We start from the raw sequence: 18,970 nt of genomic DNA on the forward strand, positions 1-18,970 counted from the left end.
CAGCAGCCGCTGCAACCACAGGGAGCGTTGTGTCCCGTCGCCTGTTCACCTCGGAGTCCGTGACCGAGGGTCACCCCGACAAGATCGCTGACCAGATCAGCGACACCATTCTCGACGCGCTTCTGCGCGAGGACCCGTCCTCCCGGGTCGCCGTGGAGACGCTCATCACCACCGGCCTGGTGCACGTGGCCGGCGAGGTGACCACCAAGGCGTACGCGGACATCGCGACCCTGGTCCGCGGAAAGATCCTGGAGATCGGCTACGACTCCTCGAAGAAGGGCTTCGACGGCGCCTCCTGCGGCGTGTCGGTGTCCATCGGCGCCCAGTCCCCGGACATCGCGCAGGGCGTCGACACGGCGTACGAGTCCCGTGTCGAGGGCGACGAGGACGAGCTGGACAAGCAGGGCGCGGGCGACCAGGGCCTGATGTTCGGCTACGCGTCCGACGAGACGCCGACCCTGATGCCGCTGCCCGTCTTCCTGGCGCACCGCCTGTCGAAGCGGCTGTCGGACGTCCGCAAGAACGGCACCATCCCCTACCTGCGCCCCGACGGCAAGACCCAGGTCACCATCGAGTACGACGGCGACAAGGCCGTCCGCCTCGACACCGTCGTCGTCTCCTCGCAGCACGCCTCCGACATCGACCTCGAATCGCTGCTGGCCCCCGACATCCGCGAGTTCGTCGTGGAGCCGGAGCTGAAGGCGCTGCTGGAGGACGGCATCAAGCTGGACACCGAGAACTACCGTCTCCTGGTCAACCCCACGGGCCGGTTCGAGATCGGTGGCCCGATGGGTGACGCGGGCCTGACCGGCCGCAAGATCATCATCGACACCTACGGCGGCATGGCCCGCCACGGTGGCGGCGCCTTCTCCGGCAAGGACCCGTCCAAGGTGGACCGCTCGGCCGCCTACGCGATGCGCTGGGTCGCCAAGAACGTCGTGGCCGCCGGCCTGGCCTCGCGCTGCGAGGTGCAGGTGGCGTACGCGATCGGCAAGGCCGAGCCGGTGGGTCTGTTCGTGGAGACCTTCGGCACGCACAAGGTCGACACCGACCGGATCGAGAAGGCCATCGACGAGGTCTTCGACCTGCGTCCGGCCGCGATCATCCGCGACCTCGACCTGCTCCGCCCGATCTACGCCCAGACCGCGGCGTACGGCCACTTCGGCCGTGAGCTCCCCGACTTCACCTGGGAGCGCACGGACCGCGTGGACGCCCTGCGCAAGGCCGCGGGCGTCTGATCCCACACGGCGCGCCTAGGCCCGGCTTCCCTTCGGGGGGCCGGGCCTCGGCGTTCCCACGGGCCTCGTTGCTCTTCCGGACCTCGTTGTCCTACCGGGCCGGGGATCAGTCCGCGAGCCCCAGCCGGATGCGGCGCCGCGCCCGGTCGACCTCCAGGACCCTGACCCGAAGCTCCTGCCCCTCCTCGGTGCTCCGCCCGTCCAGCTCGTCGGAGTGCACCAGGCCCTCCACACACTCGTTCACACGCACGAAGACCCCGAAGGGGATGACCTTGGTCACCGGCCCGGCCAGGACATCCCCGGCGGCCACGGCCAACTCGTCCCAGGGATCACCCTGAAGCGCCTTGAGGGACAGCGCGACCTGGCCCCTGCGGGTGTCCGGGGCAAGCACCTCGACGCGGATCCGCTGCCCCGGCGCCACCACCTCCGCCGGATCCTCGAACCGGGACCACGACAGCTGGGGGACATTGATGAACCCGGTCCCCGCGTACACCGGATGCCCGGGCTCACCGTCGATCCGCACGAAGACCCCGAAGCGGTGCACGGAGGACACCGTCCCCGCGACGACGGCCCCGCGCCCGAGACCCCGAAGGAAGCCGTACAACGCCTCGTCCTCGCACGCCCGCGCGGACAGCAGCGTCCGGCCGTCGTGCCCGCCGCGCATCGTCACCTCCGCGCGGATCCGCTGCCCCACCGTGAGCACGTCCGACGGATCCCGGACATCGCGCCAGGTCAGTTCGTGCCGAGGGACCCGACCGGAGGGGAGCCCCGGCGCGTCGCCGTCCAGCAGCACCAGCACATCGCCCCCCTCGAAACCGGCGACGGCGCCCGTCACCAACTCCCCGGGAGCGACGAGGCGCTCTCTCAGACATTCCAGCGGGTCAGCTGTCGGCCCGGTCATGGTCGGTTCGGTCATGGGGGCGAGCGTAGGCACCCCGGGACGTTGTCAGTGGGATTTGGTAAGAATGCAAGCGTGAGCAGCGAGAACGGGGGGCCCCGGACGGACGGGGAAGGCGGGGCCGAAGGGGCGCCGCCGGAGCAGCTTGCGCTCATCCGGGAGAGCGTGCGCAAGGCCAGGACGCCCCGGGCCAAACCGCGGACCTGGCGGGGCGCCGCCCTCGCGGAGCGGCTGCCCGTCGCCCGCGTGCTGGTCGACAAGGGCGTACTCCACCTCGACCGCTACTTCGACTACGCGGTCCCCGCCGAACTGGACGAAGCGGCACAGCCCGGCGTACGGGTCCGCGTGCGCTTCGGCGCCGGACGGCACCGGGTGCGCGAGGGCCGCCGCGAGGGCGGCGGCCTCATCGACGGCTTCCTCATCGAACGGCGGGCCGAGTCCGACTACTCCGGCCCCCTCGCCGCACTCGCCCAGGTCGTGTCCCCCGAGCCCGTGCTCAGCGACGAACTGCTCGGCCTCGCCCGCGCCGTCGCCGACCGGTACGCGGGCAGCCTCGCCGACGTCCTCCAACTCGCCGTACCGCCCCGCAGCGCCCGCGCCGAACAGCGGACCTCGCCCGCACCCCTGCCACCCCCCGAGGCACCCGACCCCGGCTCCTGGACACGATACGAACAGGGCGACGCCTTCCTGCGGACACTGGCCGACGGCGGCGCCCCCCGGGCCGTGTGGCACGCCCTGCCGGGACCGCGCTGGAGCGAGGAACTGGCCCGCGCCGTCGCCGCCACCCTCGCCTCGGGACGCGGCGCGCTCGTGGTCGTACCCGACGGGCGCGCCGCCGCCCGCGTCGACGCCGCCCTGACCACCCTGCTCGGCAAGGGCCACCACGCCCTGCTCACCGCCGACGCCGGACCCGAGAAGCGGTACGCGCAGTGGCTCGCGGTACGACGCGGATCCGTGCGCGCCGTCGTCGGAACCCGGGCCGCCATGTTCGCGCCCGTACGAAACCTCGGACTCGTCGCGATCTGGGACGACGGCGACGACAGCCACAGCGAGCAGCACGCCCCCCAGCCGCACGCCCGCGACGTCCTGCTGCTGCGCGCCACCCTCGACAAGTGCGCCTTCCTGCTCGGCGGCTTCTCCTGCACCGTGGAGGCGGCCCAGCTGGTCGAGACCGGCTGGGCGCGCCCCCTGATCGCCGGGCGGGAACAGATACGGCGGTCCGCGCCCCTCGTCCGCACCGTCGGGGACCAGGACCTCGCCCGCGACGAGGCCGCCCGCGCCGCCCGGCTGCCCACCCTCGCCTGGCAGACGGCCCGCGAGGGGCTGCGGCACGGGCCGGTGCTGGTCCAGGTGCCACGCCGCGGATACGCCCCGCGCATGGCCTGCGACCGGTGCCGGGCACCCGCCCGCTGCGTGCACTGCTCCGGGCCGCTCCAGGGCCAGGACGCGGGCGTGCTGCGCTGCGGCTGGTGCGGGCGCGCCGAGGGCAACTGGCACTGCCCCGAGTGCGGCGGCTTCCGGCTGCGCGCCCAGGTGGTGGGTGCCCGGCGCACCGCCGAGGAACTGGGCCGCGCCTTCCCCGCCGTACCGGTGCGCACCTCGGGGCGCGAACACGTACTGGACACCGTGCCGTCCGCGCCCGCGCTGGTGGTGAGCACCCCGGGCGCCGAACCGGTCGCCGAGGGCGGCTACGCGGCGGCGCTGCTGCTCGACGGCTGGGCCATGCTCGTACGACCCGATCTGCGGGCCGGAGAGGACGCGCTGCGCCGGTGGATCGCGGCGGGGGCGCTGGTCCGGCCGCAGAGCGAGGGCGGCACCGTGGTCGTGGTGGCCGAGCCGACCCTGCGGCCCGTGCAGGCGCTGGTGCGCTGGGACCCCGTGGGGCATGCCCTGCGGGAGCTGTCCGAGCGGGCCGAGCTGGGCTTTCCGCCGGTGTCCAGGATGGCGGCCGTGTCGGGGACTCCGGAGGCCCTCGCCGAGTTCCTGGCCGCTGCCCAACTGCCTTCGGGCGCCGAGGTGTTGGGACCGGTGCCGGTGCCGCCCGCCCCGCCGGCCGGACCGCGCAGGCCCGGGGCGGCGCCGCCCGGCGAGCACTGGGAGCGGGCCCTCGTACGGGTCCCTCCGGGCAGCGGCTCGGCACTGGCCTCCGCCCTGAAGACCGCTCAGGCCGCGCGGATGGCGCGGGGGAGCGGGGAGGCTGCGCGGGTGCGGGTGCGGATCGATCCGCCGGACATCGGATGACGGCGGGGAGCCCGGGCAGCGCGGGACGGTGAGCGGGTCCGGCCCCTCCCGGAAGGCTCCCCGAGGTCCAGGGAGGGCGGGGCCGGCAGCTGTCGCGCCGGGGAGCCGGTCAGCCGTTGCGCGGGCCCGGGAAGGCCGTCGGGCGGGCGTCCTCCCGGAACGCGGGACTGCCCGAGGTCGGCTGGGTGGGCATGGAGCGGGCGGCGGGGACCGTCGGCACCGGCATCGTGGGCAGGCCGGCGTTCACATTGAGCGTGCGGGTGCCGGACGGCTCCGGGGTCCGCTCGGCCTCGGCGGCCGCCTGGGTCGCGGCGCGGCGGGCGCCGTAACGGCGGTGCACCGCCTGCTTGGTGACCCCGAGCGCCGAACCCACCGCGTCCCAGGAGAAGCCGAGCGAGCGGTCGAAGTCCACGGCGGCCGTGACCAGGGTCTCGACACTGTCGCGGAGTTCCTGGGCGAGGCGGACCGTCGGTGCGGGGGCGCGTCCGTAGACGACGAAGCCCGTGGACGGGCCGGTGCGGCGCGGACGGTAGACGTTGCCCAACTGGGCGGTGAGCGTGCGCAGTGCGTCCACCTGCCGGCGGACCCGCTCGATGTCCCGCACCAGCAAGTGCAGGCTGGCCCGCGCCTGGGCGTCGTGGGTTGCATGGTCGGCCATGAACAAGCCTCTCGAACCGGCGTTGAAAGGAAACGGGCGGCCGAAGCGGCCCTATGTGGTCAACTCTTTCTTGACCAACGCGTATGCGCTCCGCTGGTCACGGGGTGGGGGCGTGCGGAAATACACGTACGCCGTCAGTCCACCCGTGCGCCGCCCGTTTCCAGTTGACGCGCGCGCCGGGCGAGTTGATCGGCGCCGTGCTCCGCGCGGTGCCGGTTCCCCGGCGGCCATAGACTGGTGCGCTGCCCGACCGATCCCCGCCCGAGAGGCCCGATCCCGCCCATGAAGCTCGTCTTCGCCGGTACCCCCGAGGTCGCCGTTCCCGCCCTGGACGCCCTGCTCGCCTCCGGGCGGCACGAGGTGGCCGCCGTCGTCACCCGGCCCGACGCCCCCGCGGGCCGTGGCCGCAGGCTGGTCGCGTCGCCCGTGGCCGAGCGGGCGGAGGAGGCCGGCATCGAGGTGCTCAAGCCGGCCAAGCCGCGGGACCCCGAGTTCCTGGCGCGGCTCACCGAGATCGCCCCGGACTGCTGCCCGGTCGTCGCCTACGGCGCGCTGCTGCCCCGCGTCGCCCTCGACATCCCGGCCCACGGCTGGGTCAACCTGCACTTCTCGCTGCTGCCCGCCTGGCGCGGCGCGGCGCCCGTGCAGCACGCGCTGATGGCGGGCGACGAGATCACGGGCGCCTCCACCTTCCTCATCGAGGAGGGCCTGGACTCCGGGCCGGTGTACGGGACGGTGACCGAGGAGATCCGGCCCACCGACACCAGCGGCGACCTGCTCACCCGGCTGGCCTTCGCCGGGGCGGGGCTGCTCGCGGCGACCATGGACGGCATCGAGGACGGCACCCTGAAGGCCGTACCGCAGCCGGGCGAGGGCATCACCCTCGCGCCGAAGATCAACGTCGAGGACGCCGAGGTGGACTGGGCGGCGCCGGCGCTGCGCGTCGACCGGGTCGTGCGCGGGTGCACCCCGGCGCCCGGCGCCTGGACCACCTTCCGCGGCGAACGGCTCAAGCTCATCCAGACCGCCCCCGTCCCCGACCGGACCGACCTCGCCCCGGGCCACCTCGCCGCGGGCAAGAACAGCGTCCACGTCGGCACCGGCTCCTACGCCGTCGAACTCCTCTGGGTCCAGGCCCAGGGCAAAAAGCCGATGCGCGCGGCGGACTGGGCCCGGGGAGCACGAATCGGCGCGGGCGAGACCTTGGGGGACTGAGTCCGATGGGGCTTGGGCGAGCCCGTCCCGACTGGGTCCGGCTGGGTCGGGCCGGGTCCGGCAGAGTTCGACCGGGTACGCCTGGCCGGCGCGGGGCGCGCTTGTTCGTGAGGGGCGGCTGAGCGCTCAGGGCTGGGCTGCGTCGAGCGGCAGGACGCGTTGGAAGACGACCATGGCTCGGCCGGGGCCGTTGTAGTCATCGACGATCTCCGCGTCGAAACCGAGGCGCCGATGGAACGCGATCGACCCGGTGTTGCCGAGTGAGGTGACCGCCTTCAGCCGCAGCGCGCCCTGGTGATGCGCGGCATCGGCGAACGCCCGGTACAGACGGCGTCCGAGACCGGTGCCGCGCGCGTCGTCCCGAGTCGCGATCAGATGTACGTAGCCGGTGCCGGCCGGGGTGACGAACCCGATGACGTATCCATGGATTCCGTCCTCGGCCCGAGCGACCAGACAGGTCTCGCCGAACTCCTGCACCAGCGCCAGAAGGTGCAGGGACCGAAGGTCGCGCTCTCCCCAGTAGCGGTGGTGATCAGCGAGGACCTGGTGGAGGTCGGTCGTGACGGCCGGGGTGATCTGTGAGCGCATGGCATGGAGCATGGCAGGCGCCTTGTTCGTCCGGGAGAACGGAACTCCGTACCCTGGGGCCCTCCCCCCGCCCCCTCCCCCCTCCCACCCCCGGTCACCCCCCTCGACGTAGGCTTGGCCGCATACCCCTTTTCACCTCCGGAGCACCTTTTTCGTGAGCGAGCAGTCGCGGCGCGGTCATAAGCCCGCCAAGCCCTATCGGCGTCCCAAGAAGGACCCCGTCCGCATCCTGGCCTTCGAGGCGCTGCGGGCGGTGGACGAGCGGGACGCGTACGCCAATCTCGTGTTGCCCCCGCTGCTGCGGAAGGCGCGGGAGAAGGACGACTTCGACGCGCGGGACGCCGCGCTCGCGACCGAGCTGGTGTACGGGACGCTGCGCAGGCAGGGCACGTACGACGCCGTGATCGCCGCGTGTGTGGACCGGCCGCTGCGCGAGGTCGACCCGCCGGTGCTGGACGTGCTGAGCCTCGGCGCGCACCAGCTGCTCGGGACCCGGATCCCGACGCACGCCGCGGTGTCCGCCACCGTGGAACTCGCCCGTGTCGTGCTGGGCGACGGGCGGGCCAAGTTCGTCAACGCGGTGCTGCGCAAGATCGCCCAGAACGATCTCGACGGCTGGATCGAGAAGGTCGCGCCGCCCTACGACGAGGACCCCGAGGACCACCTCGCCGTCGTGCACTCCCACCCCCGCTGGGTCGTCTCCGCGCTGTGGGACTCCCTGGGCGGCGGGCGCGCCGGTATCGAGGAGCTGCTCGCGGCCGACAACGAGCGGCCCCGGGTGACGCTGGTCGCGCGGCCGGGCCGGGCCACCTCGCAGGAGCTGCTGCGCGAGGAGGCCGCGGAGGCCGGGCGCTGGTCGCCGTACGCCGTACGGCTGGCCGAGGGCGGCGAGCCGGGCGCGGTCGAGGCGGTGCGCGAGGGCCGTGCCGGGGTGCAGGACGAGGGCAGCCAGCTGGTCGCCCTCGCGCTGGCCAACGCTCCCCTGGAGGGGCCGGACACCAAGTGGCTCGACGGCTGCGCGGGACCTGGCGGCAAGGCCGCTCTGCTGGGGGCGCTCGCCGCCGAACGCGGTGCGACGCTCCTCGCCTCGGAGAAGCAGCCGCACCGGGCCGGTCTGGTGGCCAAGGCGCTGGCCGGCAACCCGGGGCCGTACCAGGTCATCGCGGCGGACGGCACGCGGCCGCCGTGGCGTCCGGGCAGTTTCGACCGGGTGCTGGTGGACGTGCCCTGTACCGGACTCGGCGCGCTGCGCCGGCGGCCCGAGGCGCGCTGGCGCCGGCGTCCCGAGGACCTGGACAATTTCGCTCCCCTCCAGCGCGCCCTGCTGCGCACTGCGCTCGACTCGGTGCGCGTCGGTGGCGTGGTCGGCTATGCCACCTGCTCTCCGCACCTCGCCGAGACCCGGGTGGTCGTCGCCGATGTGCTCAAGCAGTACCCGGACGCCGAACTCGTCGACGCCCGGCCGCTGCTGCCCGGGGTCCCCGCGCTCGGGGACGGCCCGGACATCCAGCTGTGGCCGCATGTGCACGGCACTGACGCGATGTACCTCGCGCTGATCCGCAGGACGGCCGGCTGACGGTCGCGAAGAGCGGCTGCGCGGTTCTCATTTCACCGCATGCGTCGGCTTCGTTGCTGTCGGTTATCCACAGGCACGGGTGGATCATCCGATGAACAGCGGATCAGTATGATGAACGGTCTCGCCTGTGGACAGGCGCGAACATCAGTGCCTCGGACATGGCAGTCTTGGGGCATGGCCGCGCAGATCAACCCCAGCATCCTGTCCGCCGACTTCGCACGCCTCGCGGAGGAGGCCAAGGCTGTCCAGGGCGCCGACTATCTCCACGTCGACGTCATGGACAACCATTTCGTCCCCAACCTCACCCTCGGCGTGCCGGTGGTGGAGTCCCTGGCCCGTGCGACGGACACCCCGCTGGACTGCCACCTGATGATCGAGGACCCCGACCGCTGGGCTCCGCAGTACGTGGAGGCGGGCGCCTCGTCCGTCACCTTCCATGTGGAGGCGGCCGCCGCCCCGGTCCGCCTCGCCCGCGAGATCCGCGCCAAGGGTGCGCGCGCCTCCATGGCGCTCAAACCCGCGACACCGATCGAGCCGTACGAGGACCTGCTGCCGGAACTCGACATGCTGCTGATCATGACCGTCGAGCCGGGCTTCGGTGGCCAGGCCTTTCTCGACATCATGCTGCCGAAGATCCGCCGTACCCGCGAGCTGATCGTCAAGCACGACCTCCAGCTCTGGCTCCAGGTCGACGGCGGCGTCTCGGCGTCCACGATCGAGCGGTGCGCCGAGGCGGGCGCCGATGTGTTCGTGGCCGGCTCGGCGGTCTACGGGGCGCAGGACCCGGCGGAGGCGGTGCGTGCCCTGCGCGCCCAGGCGGAGACGGCCACCGCCAAGGCGTCCTGGGCATGCGACCACTGAGCCACGGCTACGTGAACGGTTGAGAGAACGCCGCCCATCAGGGCGGATCAGTTGCGCCGAATCTGCAAGGATGAACGGCGAATCCAGAGTGTGAACAGCAGTGAGGAGATCGCCGTGTCGGGTATGTCGGCGGGCCGGTCAGCCATGCGGATGGGACCCGCTGAGCTGGTCCAGGCGGCGGCCATGGCCCGCCGCTTCTACCTTGAGGGCAAGTCCAAGATCCAGATCGCGGAGGAGTTCGGCGTCAGCCGCTTCAAGGTGGCCCGGGTCCTGGAGACCGCTCTCGAACGGGATCTCGTACGCATCGAGATCCGCGTACCGGCCGAGCTGGACGCCGAGCGCTCCGACGCGCTCCGCGCCCGGTACGGCCTGCGGCACGCCGTCGTGGTCGAGTCCCCGGCCGAGGCCGAGGAGACCCCCGATCCCGAGAACCTCGGCGAGGTCGCCGCGGACCTGCTCGGCGAACTGGTCAACGAGGGGGACGTGCTCGGGATGGCCTGGGGCCGGTCCACCATCCATATGGCGGCCGCGCTCGACCGGCTGCCGCCGTGCACGGTGGTGCAGCTGACGGGTGTCTACGACGCCGGTACCTCCGAGCGCGGCTCGGTCGAGGCCGTGCGCCGTGCCGCGCAGGTGTCGGGCGGCGACGCCCACCCGATCTACGCGCCGATGCTGCTGCCGGACGCCGCCACCGCGGCGGCCCTGCGCAACCAGACCGGGATCGCCCGCGCCTTCGAGTACTTCGACAAGGTCACGGTCGCCTGCGTCTCCATCGGTTCCTGGGAGCCGGGCATCTCGACGGTGCACGACATGCTTAGCGACGAGGAGCGGGCGCACTACGCCTCGCTCGGTGTCGCCGCCGAGATGGCCGCGCATCTCTTCGACGCCGAGGGGCGCCGGATCGGGCGGGACCTCGGGGAGCGGTGCATCACCGTCAAGGCCGACCAGCTGCGCCGTATCCCCGAGGTCGTCGCGATCGCCGGTGGCCAGCGCAAGGCGTCCGCGATCGACGCGGTGCTCCGCTCCGGGCTGGTCACCAGCCTGGTCACGGACACCTCGGCCGCGGACTACCTGATGACGGCGGGCCCGACCCCGAAGCCCGCGCTGAGCCGCCAGGACCCCGACGGGCAGTAAGGGGACCCGAGGCGGCCCCTGAACGCCGTAGGCCGTCGGCCCGCAGAGACCGGGCCGACGGTACGACCGCGATGCCGCCGGTTCGGTGACAGGGCCCCGCGATGGCCCCGCGATGCCCCGGGCCGGGCGTGTCGGTCGGGGGCATCGTCCTGTCGTCGTACCCGCGGCCGCCATGACAGCATCGTCCGCATGTTGTCGTCGTTCCGCTCCGTCCCCCCACCGTCCGAACGGTCCCGTCCCCGGGCGCCGGGCGGGTCTCCGTCCCGGTCTCTGTCCCTGCCTCAGCTCTTCGCGGGGCTGCTCGTCGTCCTCGCCGTTCTGCTCGCCGGGTGTTCCCCGACGGCGACGACCGGCAACGGCACGACGGGAACGCGTACCCGTGCGTCCTCCGGAACCGTCGCCACGCCCGGCTGGGCCAAGGGCATGGCGACCGTGCCCGCGTCGCGGTTGCCGGCCGAGGCGCGGCGGACGCTGGCGCTCATCGACCGCGGCGGCCCCTACCCCTACTCACGGGACGGGATCGTCTTCGGGAACTTCGAGCGGCATCTGCCGAAGCACCAGCGCGGCTACTACCACGAGTACACCGTGCGGACACCGGGCTCACGGGACCGCGGGGCGCGGCGCATCATCACCGGGCAGGGCGGGGAGTTCTACTACACCGATGATCACTACAACTCGTTCCGGGCGGTACTGAGATGACCGACAACCTCATGGACCGCCGGGTCGTCACCCTGGACCTCACCGGGGTCACGGACAAGTCCGGCCTGATGGACGCCGTGGCACGCGCCCTGCACCTGCCCGACTGGTTCGGCCGGAACTGGGACGCCCTCCTCGACAGCCTCTCCGACCCCTCGGTCTGGACGCCCGAGGCCGCGGAACGCGGGCTGCTGCTCGTCGTCACGGGATGGGAACCGTACGCACAGGCCCGGCCCGACGAGTGGCGGGTGGCCCGCGAGGTCTTCACCGAGGCGAGCGAGCGCACGGCATCGCTGACGGTGGCTCTCGCCCTGGCCTGACGTCTCCGCACCGGCCTCCGCACCGGCCGCCGTGCCGTGCCCGACGACACCCGTCCGGCCGACACCCGCACAGCACGGCATGCCAACTCCCCTTTGCCGATAGGCTCGTGGTGATGCCGAGCGATGCGGGACGGGGGCCAGTCAGACGTGGTGTATCAGGTTCCGGCGGAGCCGGCGCACTTTGTGGACCGTGAGCGGGAGCAGGCGCGCGCCCGGCAGCTGGTCATGGAGCGGCGGCCCGCCGAGGACGGCGGCACCCGCCCACTGTGCCTGCTGCTGCGCGGCCGCGCCGGCACCGGCAAGACCGAACTGGCCTTCCGCCTCGCCCGCGCCCTGCACCAGCAGCACCCGGACGGCGTGCTCTACGTCGATCTGGACGAGGTGCGCCGCGACGGCGCCGTGGAGGTCGCCGACATCCTCGGCGAGCTGCTGCGCGCCCTCGGCGCGGAGTGGATCGCGCCCGTGTTCCGGGAGCGGGCCCGCCAGTACTGGTCCCTCACCCACGGCAAGCGGCTCCTGCTCGTCATCGACAACGCCCGCCACGGCACCGAGGTGGAACCGCTGCTGCCCGCCTCGGGCGACAGCCTGGTGATCGTCACCAGCCATGGGCCGCTGTACGACCTCCAGGCGGGCGCGGCCACCGAGTTCCCGCTGGCGCCGCTCGACCCCGCCGACGCCCTGGAACTGCTGGAACGGGTCACCAAGGACGCCCGCCTCGCCGTCGACCCGGAGGAGACGCGCCGACTGCTCGACCTGTGCTCGGGGCTTCCGGCCGCGCTGCACATCGCCGGGAACTGGCTGCGCCGCCACCAGGAGCCGCCGCTGGCCCGGCTCCTGGACCGGCTCGGCACCGAACTGAGGGAGAGGGGCATCCCCGTGGTCGAACAGGTGTGGGACGCGGCCTACGACAGCCTCGGCCCCGCCGCGGCCCGCCTCTACCGGCTGCTCGGCCACTTCCCCGGCCCCTCCTTCACCCTCGCCGCCGCCGACGTCCTGCTCGGCCGGGACCTCGACACCACCGAGGACGCGCTCGCCGAACTGCGCGCCGCCGGACTGCTGGACGGCCGGGGCACCGACGGCCGTGAACGCCTCCCGGAACTACAGCGCGCCCACGCCCGCCGCCGCGCGGAGACGTGCGGCGACCAGGGCGAGCGCGAGGAGGCGCTGCGGCGGCTCGTGCGCTGGTATCTGCGCCAGGCCCAGCGCGCGGACCTGACCGCGGCCGGACCGCGTCTGCGGACGGCGGCCGAGGCGCCGCCGGTGCCCGGCACCCGTGATGTCCTCTTCGAACAGCCCGGGGACGCCCGGGGCGAGGCGGCGGCCCGCGCCTACCACTGGCTGGAGGCCGAACGGCACGCCCTGTTCGGCTGCGTCCGCCTCGCCCACACCGTCGGCACCGCCGGGGACACGGACTGGGGCCTTCTGGAGGCCGCCGCGCTCTGCGAACCCCTGTGGACCCACTTCCTCAACCATCCGCACTACGGCGACCACATCGACGCGTTCCGCAGGGGCGTGGCCGCCGCGCAGCAGGCCGGTGATCTTCCGCTGCTGGTCCGGATGCGCTGCCAGCTGGCCCGGCCGCTGTGGGAGCAGGGGGAGTTCGAGGAGGCGGAGCGGCAGCTGAACCAGGCGTGGTCGACGGTCCAGGGCGCCTTCGGCACCTCGCCGAAGGAGCGCAAACTGGCCGCCTCCACCCGCGAGTTCCTGGGCATGCTCGGCTCGGCACGCGGCAACTGGGCGGACGCGGCCCGGGAGTTCGAGGCATCCGGGGCGGTGCACCAGGAGATCGACAACGCCTACGGCGTCACCCTCCAGCGGTACCGGCTTGGCGAGGCCCTCGCGCACCTCGGTGAACTGGAGCGCGCGGCCGAGCTGTTGGAGCGGGCCCGGGACGAGTTCGCCGCCGACGGCCGCACCCGTCTCACCGGGCGCGCGGAGTTCGCCCTCGGCGGGGTGTACGCCAGGCTCGGCCGCGGCGAGGAGGCCGGTGCGCGGTACCGGGCGGCGCTGGAGGGAGCCCGTGCCGTGCGGGGCGTGCGCGATGAGGCCCGGGTGCTGGACGCCCTCGCGGAACTCGCCGCAAGCCTCGGTGAGGAGCGCGAGGCGGAGGAACACCGCACGGCGGCCCGGGAGTTGTGGGAGCGGCTCGGGCTGGCCGGAGCCGGGTCAGACCGGTAGGGCGGCCTCTTCGGCGGTGGCCGGGGCGAGGTGGGCCACCACCTTGTGGGGGCCCACCGAGCAGACCAGCGGGGTGCCCGGGTCGCCCCGTCCCGCGAGCAGCGCGGCATGCACGGCCGACAGGACGGCCACCGGATCGACGGGCGCGGCCCGGTGTGCGCCGTCGCCGGGGTCCAGCCGCACGGACAGCAGCGGGCCCGAGCGGGCGCGCAGCAGGCAGTGGGTGGGGGAGAGGACGATCGCGGCGGTGCGGTGGCCGCCGGGGTGGTCCGCCAGGGTGCGCAGGGTCCACTCGCCGGCCGGTTCCGTCCAGGCCCCGGGGTGCTCGCCCGCGCGGCGGTGCAGCAGGGCCGCGCTCTGGGTGAACCGGCGGTGCGCGGTGCCCACTTCGGCGGACAGGTGGTGCGCGGGCGCGGGCGGTACGAGATGCGCCGGGTGCCGCAGGACCCGCGGGCTCCCCTGGTCGTCGTACTCGATACGGACCGCGAAGGCGGCGGGTGCGAGCGGTGCCGGTGCCGGGTCGGGGAGGAGGCGGGGCAGCACGGGGCGGTCGGGCGGGGTGAGGTCCAGCAGGTCGTACAGGGTCTCCCGCAGCCGGTCGAGGGCCCGGCCCTGTTCGGCGAAGGCCGGTGCGGCGAGGGTGCGGCTGCTGCCCGGGCGGTGGGCGCGGACCGCCGTGGCCAGGTGGGACGCCGTGTCGGTGCCGGGGAGGTGCGACGGGAGGTGGGGGACGCCGGTGAGCAGGGCCGACATCGGGCTGTCGGGAAGGAGTTCACGGCCGCCGTCGTAGGCGCCGATCAGGGGGCGGTCGAGGGCGGCCGGGTAGAGGGCCGCCGAGCCGTGGTCGGTGATCAGGAGGTCCGCCGCGACGGCGACCGACGCCCATTCCTCGTGCACCGCGGGCAGGATCAGACCGGCCTGGCGGGCGGGGTCCAGGTACTCGGCGAGGTCGAGCGTCCCGCGCCGGGCACGCTCGTTCGGGTGCAGGACCAGGGCGAGCTGGTACTCGTCGTGGGGGAGGGCCGCGGCCAGTTCGGCGGGCAGGCCCGGGCGGCGGCCGATCAGGGACTCCGGGCCCCAGGTGGAGAGCAGCACGACGAGGGTGCGGGCGCCGGTGCGCAGGGCGGCGCGATAGCGGTCGCGGCGGTCCTGGGACTCCAGAAACCGCTCCAGCAGCGGGTCGCCGACGACCGTCGAACGGGCCGCCACCGAGGGGCTGAGCGGCGCCAGCCGGGCGATCTGGCTCGGGTGGGAGAACAGATAGCGGGTGGCGAGCGGGGCGCCGTCGGGCCGCAGCAGATGGGCGGGGTCCAGGCCGGAGGCGGAGTCCTCGGTGCCCTCGCCCGGCACCGACTTGTTGAACCCGGCGCCGTGCGGGAGCAGCACGCGGGGGCCGTGCAGGGCGTGCAGATCGCCCTTGGGGCTGGCGGCGAGGATCAGTGCGAAGGTCTGTTCGACGGCCTCGGCCCAGGGGACGGTGCGGCCGCCCGCGCGGTCGATGGCGCTCAGCGCGTCCAGGGAGAACGCGGAGCCCGGGACGAGGGTGAAGCAGCGGTGCACCCGGTCGTCGCCCGCGAAGACGGGGAGCGTGTCGAGCAGCCGGTGCAGGGCGTTCTGCGACCGCGCGGCGAACAGGACGGCACGCTCGTGGCCCGTCGCCCGCCCGTCCTTCACCCGACTCTCCCGTCCACTCGGCCCGCTCGTCTCCCACCGGGCGCCGGTGGCGCGCCGGGCCGGCCAGGTGATCGTACCGAGGACGGCCGAATCGGCCCTGCTCCATGCCGTGTCCATGCAGAATGCACCTCATGAACGAGTGGCTCATCGCCCTGCTGGCCGCGCTCATCGGCGCCGGTGCCGCGCTCGGCGGCAGCGTCATATCGGCGCGCTCCACCCGGGAGGCCGGGGAACGCCAGGCGGCGGCCGCCCTGGAGGCGCTGCGGCTGAGCACCGCCGAGCAGTGGGCGGCGCGCGTCCACGACCAGCGGCGGCAGGCGTACGTCCGGTTCCTCGAAGCGGTGGGCGCCGTCGCCGAGACCCGGCGGACCGGCGAGGGGCGGCCCGGGGACCGTACGGACCTCCAGCGGGCCCATGACCTGGTACTTCTGGAAGGACCCGGCGAGGTGGCGACCGCGGCCACCGCGCTCCTGGAGCAGGTACGGCGCGACGCCCGCCCGGACGCGCTGGACCGGGCCCGCGAGGCGTTCCTGGAGCAGGCGCGCACCGCGCTGCACTGACCGGGAGGGGCTTCGGCGGATCATCCGAAGCCGGACCGGTCACCCTGGAGGTTCCGCCCGGGGACGCGCGGGCCCGGGTCATGGGAGAATGAAGTACGTGCTCTTTTCCCCCTGGCGCACCCGTCGGGGGGTCACCTCTGAACGACTGGGATGTGCAGCACGTGCGTTTCCTCAACGACATCCGGCCCACGTACGACCTGACGTACGACGACGTGTTCATGGTGCCGAGCCGCTCCGCCGTGGGCTCCCGGCAGGGCGTGGACCTCAGTTCGCCGGACGGCACGGGAACGACCATCCCGCTCGTCGTCGCCAACATGACCGCCATCGCCGGCCGCCGTATGGCCGAGACCGTGGCCCGCCGCGGCGGCCTCGTGGTCATCCCGCAGGACATCCCGAACGATGTGATCATCGACGTGGTCTCCTGGGTGAAGAGCCGCCACCTGGTGCTGGACACCCCCATCGTGCTGGCCCCGCACCAGACCGTCGCCGACGCCCTCGCGCTGCTGCCCAAGCGGGCGCACAACGCGGGCGTGGTCGTGGACGGCGAGCGGCGGCCCATCGGCGTCGTCACCGACGAGGACCTCTCCGGCGTGGACCGCTTCACCCAGCTCGAAGTGGTCATGTCCAAGGACCTGCTGCTGCTGGACGCGGACATCGACCCGCGCGAGGCCTTCAACACCCTCGACACCCACAACCGGCGCTACGCCCCGGCCGTGGACAAGGAAGGCCGGCTGGCCGGCATCCTCACCCGTAAGGGCGCCCTGCGCGCCACCCTGTACACCCCGGCCGTGGACGCGAACGGCAGGCTGCGCATCGCCGCCGCCGTCGGCATCAACGGCGATGTGGCGGGCAAGGCCAAGGAACTGCTGGACGCGGGCGTGGACACCCTCGTCATCGATACCGCGCACGGCCACCAGGAGTCTATGATCAACGCGATCAAGGTGGTGCGGGCCCTCGACCCGCAGGTGCCGATCGTCGCGGGCAACATCGTCTCCGCCGAGGGCGTCAAGGATCTGATCGACGCGGGCGCGGACATCATCAAGGTCGGGGTCGGCCCCGGCGCCATGTGCACCACCCGGATGATGACCGGCGTGGGCCGCCCGCAGTTCTCCGCGGTCCTGGAGTGCGCCGCCGAGGCGAAGAAGTACGGCAAGCACGTCTGGGCCGACGGCGGTGTCCGCCACCCGCGCGATGTGGCCATGGCGCTCGCCGCCGGCGCCTCGAACGTGATGGTGGGCTCCTGGTTCGCCGGTACGTACGAGTCCCCGGGCGACCTCCAGCACGACGCGAACGGCCGCCCCTACAAGGAGTCGTTCGGCATGGCGTCCGCGCGCGCGGTGCGCAACCGCACGTCGGAGGAGTCCTCGTACGACCGCGCCCGCAAGGCGCTCTTCGAGGAGGGCATCTCCACCTCGCGGATGTTCCTCGACACGGCCCGTCCGGGCGTCGAGGACCTGATCGACTCGATCATCGCGGGTGTCCGCTCCTCCTGCACCTACGCCGGCGCCGACTCGCTGGAGGAGTTCGCCGAGCGGGCCATCGTCGGCATCCAGAGCGCGGCCGGATACGCCGAGGGCAAGCCGCTGCACGCCAGCTGGAGCTGAGCCCGCGCCCGTCGGCCCCCGCCGCGACCGGCGGGGGCCGAAGGGCGTCCGGCGACCGGAGCGCGGCGTTCCGGCACCTGACGTACCGTGGATGCGATGATCACGCGTCAGCAGCCGTCCGCGGGCCCCGGTGCGCGCCTGATGCGCCGCAAGCCCGTGGAACTCCTGGTCGCCGAGGGCGGCCACGGCGAGGGCGGAACGCTGCGGCGCTCGCTCGGGCTGTGGCAGCTGACCATGATCAGCATCGGGGCCACGCTCGGCACCGGCATCTTCGTGGTCCTCGGCGAGGCCGTCCCCAAGGCGGGCCCCGCCGTCATCCTGTCCTTCGTGCTCGCCGGCTTCACCGCGCTGTTCTCGGCCCTGTCCTACGCCGAACTCGCGGGCACCATCCCGGTCGCCGGCTCCTCCTACTCGTACGCCTACGCCACGCTGGGCGAGCTGATCGCCTGGGTCTGCGGCTGGTGCCTGCTGCTGGAGTACGGCGTCTCGGTCGCCGCCGTCGCGGTCGGCTGGGGCCAGTATCTGAACGAGCTGCTGGACGGCACCGTCGGCTTCACCTTCCCGGCCGCCCTGTCCGCCCCACCGGGCCACGGCGGCGTCTTCAACCTGCCCGCCCTGATCGTCGTCCTGCTCGCCATGGCGTTACTGCTCGGCGGCGCCAAGGAGTCCGCGCGGGTCAACACCGTGATGGTGTGCGTGAAGATCGCCGCGCTGATCCTGTTCTGCGCGGTCGGCCTCATGGGGGTCCGGGCCGGGAACTACACGCCCTTCATGCCGCTCGGCATGGCCGGGGTCAGCGCGGCCGGCGGCACGCTGTTCTTCTCGTACATCGGCTTCGACGCGGCCTCCACCGCGGGCGAGGAGGCGAAGGACGCGGCGCGTGACCTGCCCCGCGCGATCATGCTGTCGCTGGTCATCGTGACGGCCCTGTACGTGCTGGTCGCGGCCGTCGCGGTCGGCGCCAGGCCGTGGCGCTCCTTCAGCGGCTCCGAGGCGGCGCTGGCCCAGATCATGCGGGACGTCACCGGACAGCGGTTCTGGGCGACCCTGCTGGCCTTCTGCGCGGTCATCGCCATCGCCAGCGTGGTGCTGACCGTGCTCTACGGCCAGACGCGCATCCTGTTCGCCATGTCCCGCGACGGCCTCATGCCGAGGATCTTCGAGCGGGTGCACCCGAGGAGCGGCACCCCGCGGGCCAACACCGTCATCGTGTCCCTGTTCTGCGGCGTCCTCGCGGCGGCGGTCCCGCTCGGGCAGCTGGCCGACGCCACCAGCATCGGCACGCTGTTCGCCTTCGCGCTCGTCAATGTGGCGGTCGTGGTGCTGCGGCGGACGCGGCCGGGAATGCGGCGCACCTTCCGGGTGCCGCTGTCGCCGCTGCTGCCCGCGCTCGGCTTCTTCTTCTGCGTGTGGCTCATGGGGAGCCTGTCCAGCGTGACCTGGACGGTGTTCGGTGTCTGGCTGGCGGTCGGGCTCGTGTTCTACTTCGTATACGGCTTTCGCCGGTCCCGTCTCGCGAAAAAGTAAGT

The 18,970-nt window shown here is 73.3% G+C and carries 16 protein-coding genes; 12 read left to right on the forward strand and 4 right to left on the reverse strand.

From position 1 onward, the window contains the following. Positions 1 to 29 precede the first annotated feature (29 nt). Positions 30 to 1,238 carry a methionine adenosyltransferase gene (gene metK, locus HEP81_RS31385; RefSeq protein WP_037650999.1) on the forward strand — a complete coding sequence of 403 codons (1,209 nt, stop codon included), beginning with the start codon at positions 30 to 32 and terminating at the stop codon, positions 1,236 to 1,238. A 106-nt stretch (positions 1,239 to 1,344) separates the two neighbouring features. Here metK and HEP81_RS31390 read toward each other — a convergent pair whose 3' ends face one another. Beyond that, positions 1,345 to 2,154 carry a S1 RNA-binding domain-containing protein gene (locus HEP81_RS31390; RefSeq protein ID WP_243279637.1) on the reverse strand — a complete coding sequence of 270 codons (810 nt, stop codon included), beginning with the start codon at positions 2,152 to 2,154 and terminating at the stop codon, positions 1,345 to 1,347. Between the two features lie 57 nt (positions 2,155 to 2,211). Here HEP81_RS31390 and HEP81_RS31395 point away from each other — a divergent pair, with 57 nt between their 5' ends. Next, positions 2,212 to 4,377: a primosomal protein N' gene (locus HEP81_RS31395; RefSeq protein ID WP_037650996.1), complete on the forward strand. Its 2,166-nt coding sequence runs from the start codon at positions 2,212 to 2,214 to the stop codon at positions 4,375 to 4,377. A gap of 109 nt (positions 4,378 to 4,486) precedes the next feature. On the opposite strand, the gene HEP81_RS31400 is transcribed toward HEP81_RS31395, so the two are convergent. Beyond that, positions 4,487 to 5,035, reverse strand: a complete 549-nt coding sequence (locus HEP81_RS31400) for a hypothetical protein (RefSeq protein WP_037650994.1) — start codon at positions 5,033 to 5,035, stop codon at positions 4,487 to 4,489. Between the two features lie 282 nt (positions 5,036 to 5,317). Here HEP81_RS31400 and fmt point away from each other — a divergent pair, with 282 nt between their 5' ends. Next, positions 5,318 to 6,250 (forward strand): methionyl-tRNA formyltransferase, encoded by a 933-nt coding sequence (gene fmt / locus HEP81_RS31405; RefSeq protein ID WP_037650992.1) that lies wholly within the window; start codon positions 5,318 to 5,320, stop codon positions 6,248 to 6,250. Between the two features lie 126 nt (positions 6,251 to 6,376). Here the strand turns inward: fmt and HEP81_RS31410 are convergent, their stop codons facing one another. Continuing rightward, entirely contained in the window at positions 6,377 to 6,838 is a 462-nt protein-coding gene (locus HEP81_RS31410) for a GNAT family N-acetyltransferase (protein ID WP_106979828.1), read from the reverse strand. A 154-nt stretch (positions 6,839 to 6,992) separates the two neighbouring features. Here HEP81_RS31410 and HEP81_RS31415 point away from each other — a divergent pair, with 154 nt between their 5' ends. The 6 genes from HEP81_RS31415 to HEP81_RS31440 all read left to right on the forward strand — a co-directional run bounded on the left by HEP81_RS31415 (position 6,993) and on the right by HEP81_RS31440 (position 13,603). Continuing rightward, positions 6,993 to 8,414: an RsmB/NOP family class I SAM-dependent RNA methyltransferase gene (locus tag HEP81_RS31415; RefSeq protein ID WP_037650990.1), complete on the forward strand. Its 1,422-nt coding sequence runs from the start codon at positions 6,993 to 6,995 to the stop codon at positions 8,412 to 8,414. A 174-nt stretch (positions 8,415 to 8,588) separates the two neighbouring features. Further along, the gene (gene rpe / locus HEP81_RS31420; protein ID WP_037650988.1) at positions 8,589 to 9,275 is read left to right on the forward strand and encodes a ribulose-phosphate 3-epimerase; all 687 of its coding nucleotides are present in this window, start codon (positions 8,589 to 8,591) and stop codon (positions 9,273 to 9,275) included. Between the two features lie 90 nt (positions 9,276 to 9,365). Next, a complete protein-coding gene (locus HEP81_RS31425) occupies positions 9,366 to 10,409 on the forward strand; it encodes a sugar-binding transcriptional regulator (RefSeq protein ID WP_037650986.1) in 1,044 nt (347 codons plus the stop codon). 189 nt (positions 10,410 to 10,598) lie between these two features. Beyond that, positions 10,599 to 11,108, forward strand: coding sequence for a guanyl-specific ribonuclease (locus HEP81_RS31430; RefSeq protein ID WP_078967120.1), 510 nt, complete (start codon positions 10,599 to 10,601; stop codon positions 11,106 to 11,108). Then, positions 11,105 to 11,425, forward strand: a complete 321-nt coding sequence (locus tag HEP81_RS31435; protein WP_037650983.1) for a barstar family protein — start codon at positions 11,105 to 11,107, stop codon at positions 11,423 to 11,425. Before HEP81_RS31430 ends, HEP81_RS31435 begins: the two co-directional genes overlap by 4 nt. 183 nt (positions 11,426 to 11,608) lie before the next feature. After that, on the forward strand, positions 11,609 to 13,603 hold the full coding sequence (locus HEP81_RS31440) for an AAA family ATPase (RefSeq protein WP_243279639.1): 1,995 nt from the start codon (positions 11,609 to 11,611) through the stop codon (positions 13,601 to 13,603). Here the strand turns inward: HEP81_RS31440 and HEP81_RS31445 are convergent. After that, the gene (locus HEP81_RS31445) at positions 13,592 to 15,394 is read right to left on the reverse strand and encodes a translation initiation factor 2 (RefSeq protein WP_243279642.1); all 1,803 of its coding nucleotides are present in this window, start codon (positions 15,392 to 15,394) and stop codon (positions 13,592 to 13,594) included. The two genes, HEP81_RS31440 and HEP81_RS31445, sit on opposite strands and share 12 nt — an antisense overlap. A gap of 14 nt (positions 15,395 to 15,408) precedes the next feature. Between HEP81_RS31445 and HEP81_RS31450 the strand changes: the two genes are divergently transcribed. The 3 genes from HEP81_RS31450 (at position 15,409) to HEP81_RS31460 (ending at position 18,968) form a co-directional block, all read left to right on the forward strand. Then, positions 15,409 to 15,837, forward strand: a complete 429-nt coding sequence (locus HEP81_RS31450; protein ID WP_037651320.1) for a hypothetical protein — start codon at positions 15,409 to 15,411, stop codon at positions 15,835 to 15,837. Between the two features lie 161 nt (positions 15,838 to 15,998). Further along, a complete protein-coding gene (locus HEP81_RS31455) occupies positions 15,999 to 17,441 on the forward strand; it encodes a GuaB1 family IMP dehydrogenase-related protein (protein ID WP_037651318.1) in 1,443 nt (480 codons plus the stop codon). A 96-nt stretch (positions 17,442 to 17,537) separates the two neighbouring features. Continuing rightward, positions 17,538 to 18,968 (forward strand): amino acid permease, encoded by a 1,431-nt coding sequence (locus HEP81_RS31460; RefSeq protein ID WP_037650982.1) that lies wholly within the window; start codon positions 17,538 to 17,540, stop codon positions 18,966 to 18,968. Positions 18,969 to 18,970 lie beyond the last annotated feature (2 nt).

It is taken from the genome of Streptomyces griseofuscus (assembly GCF_014673495.1).
GTDB lineage: Bacteria > Actinomycetota > Actinomycetes > Streptomycetales > Streptomycetaceae > Streptomyces > Streptomyces murinus.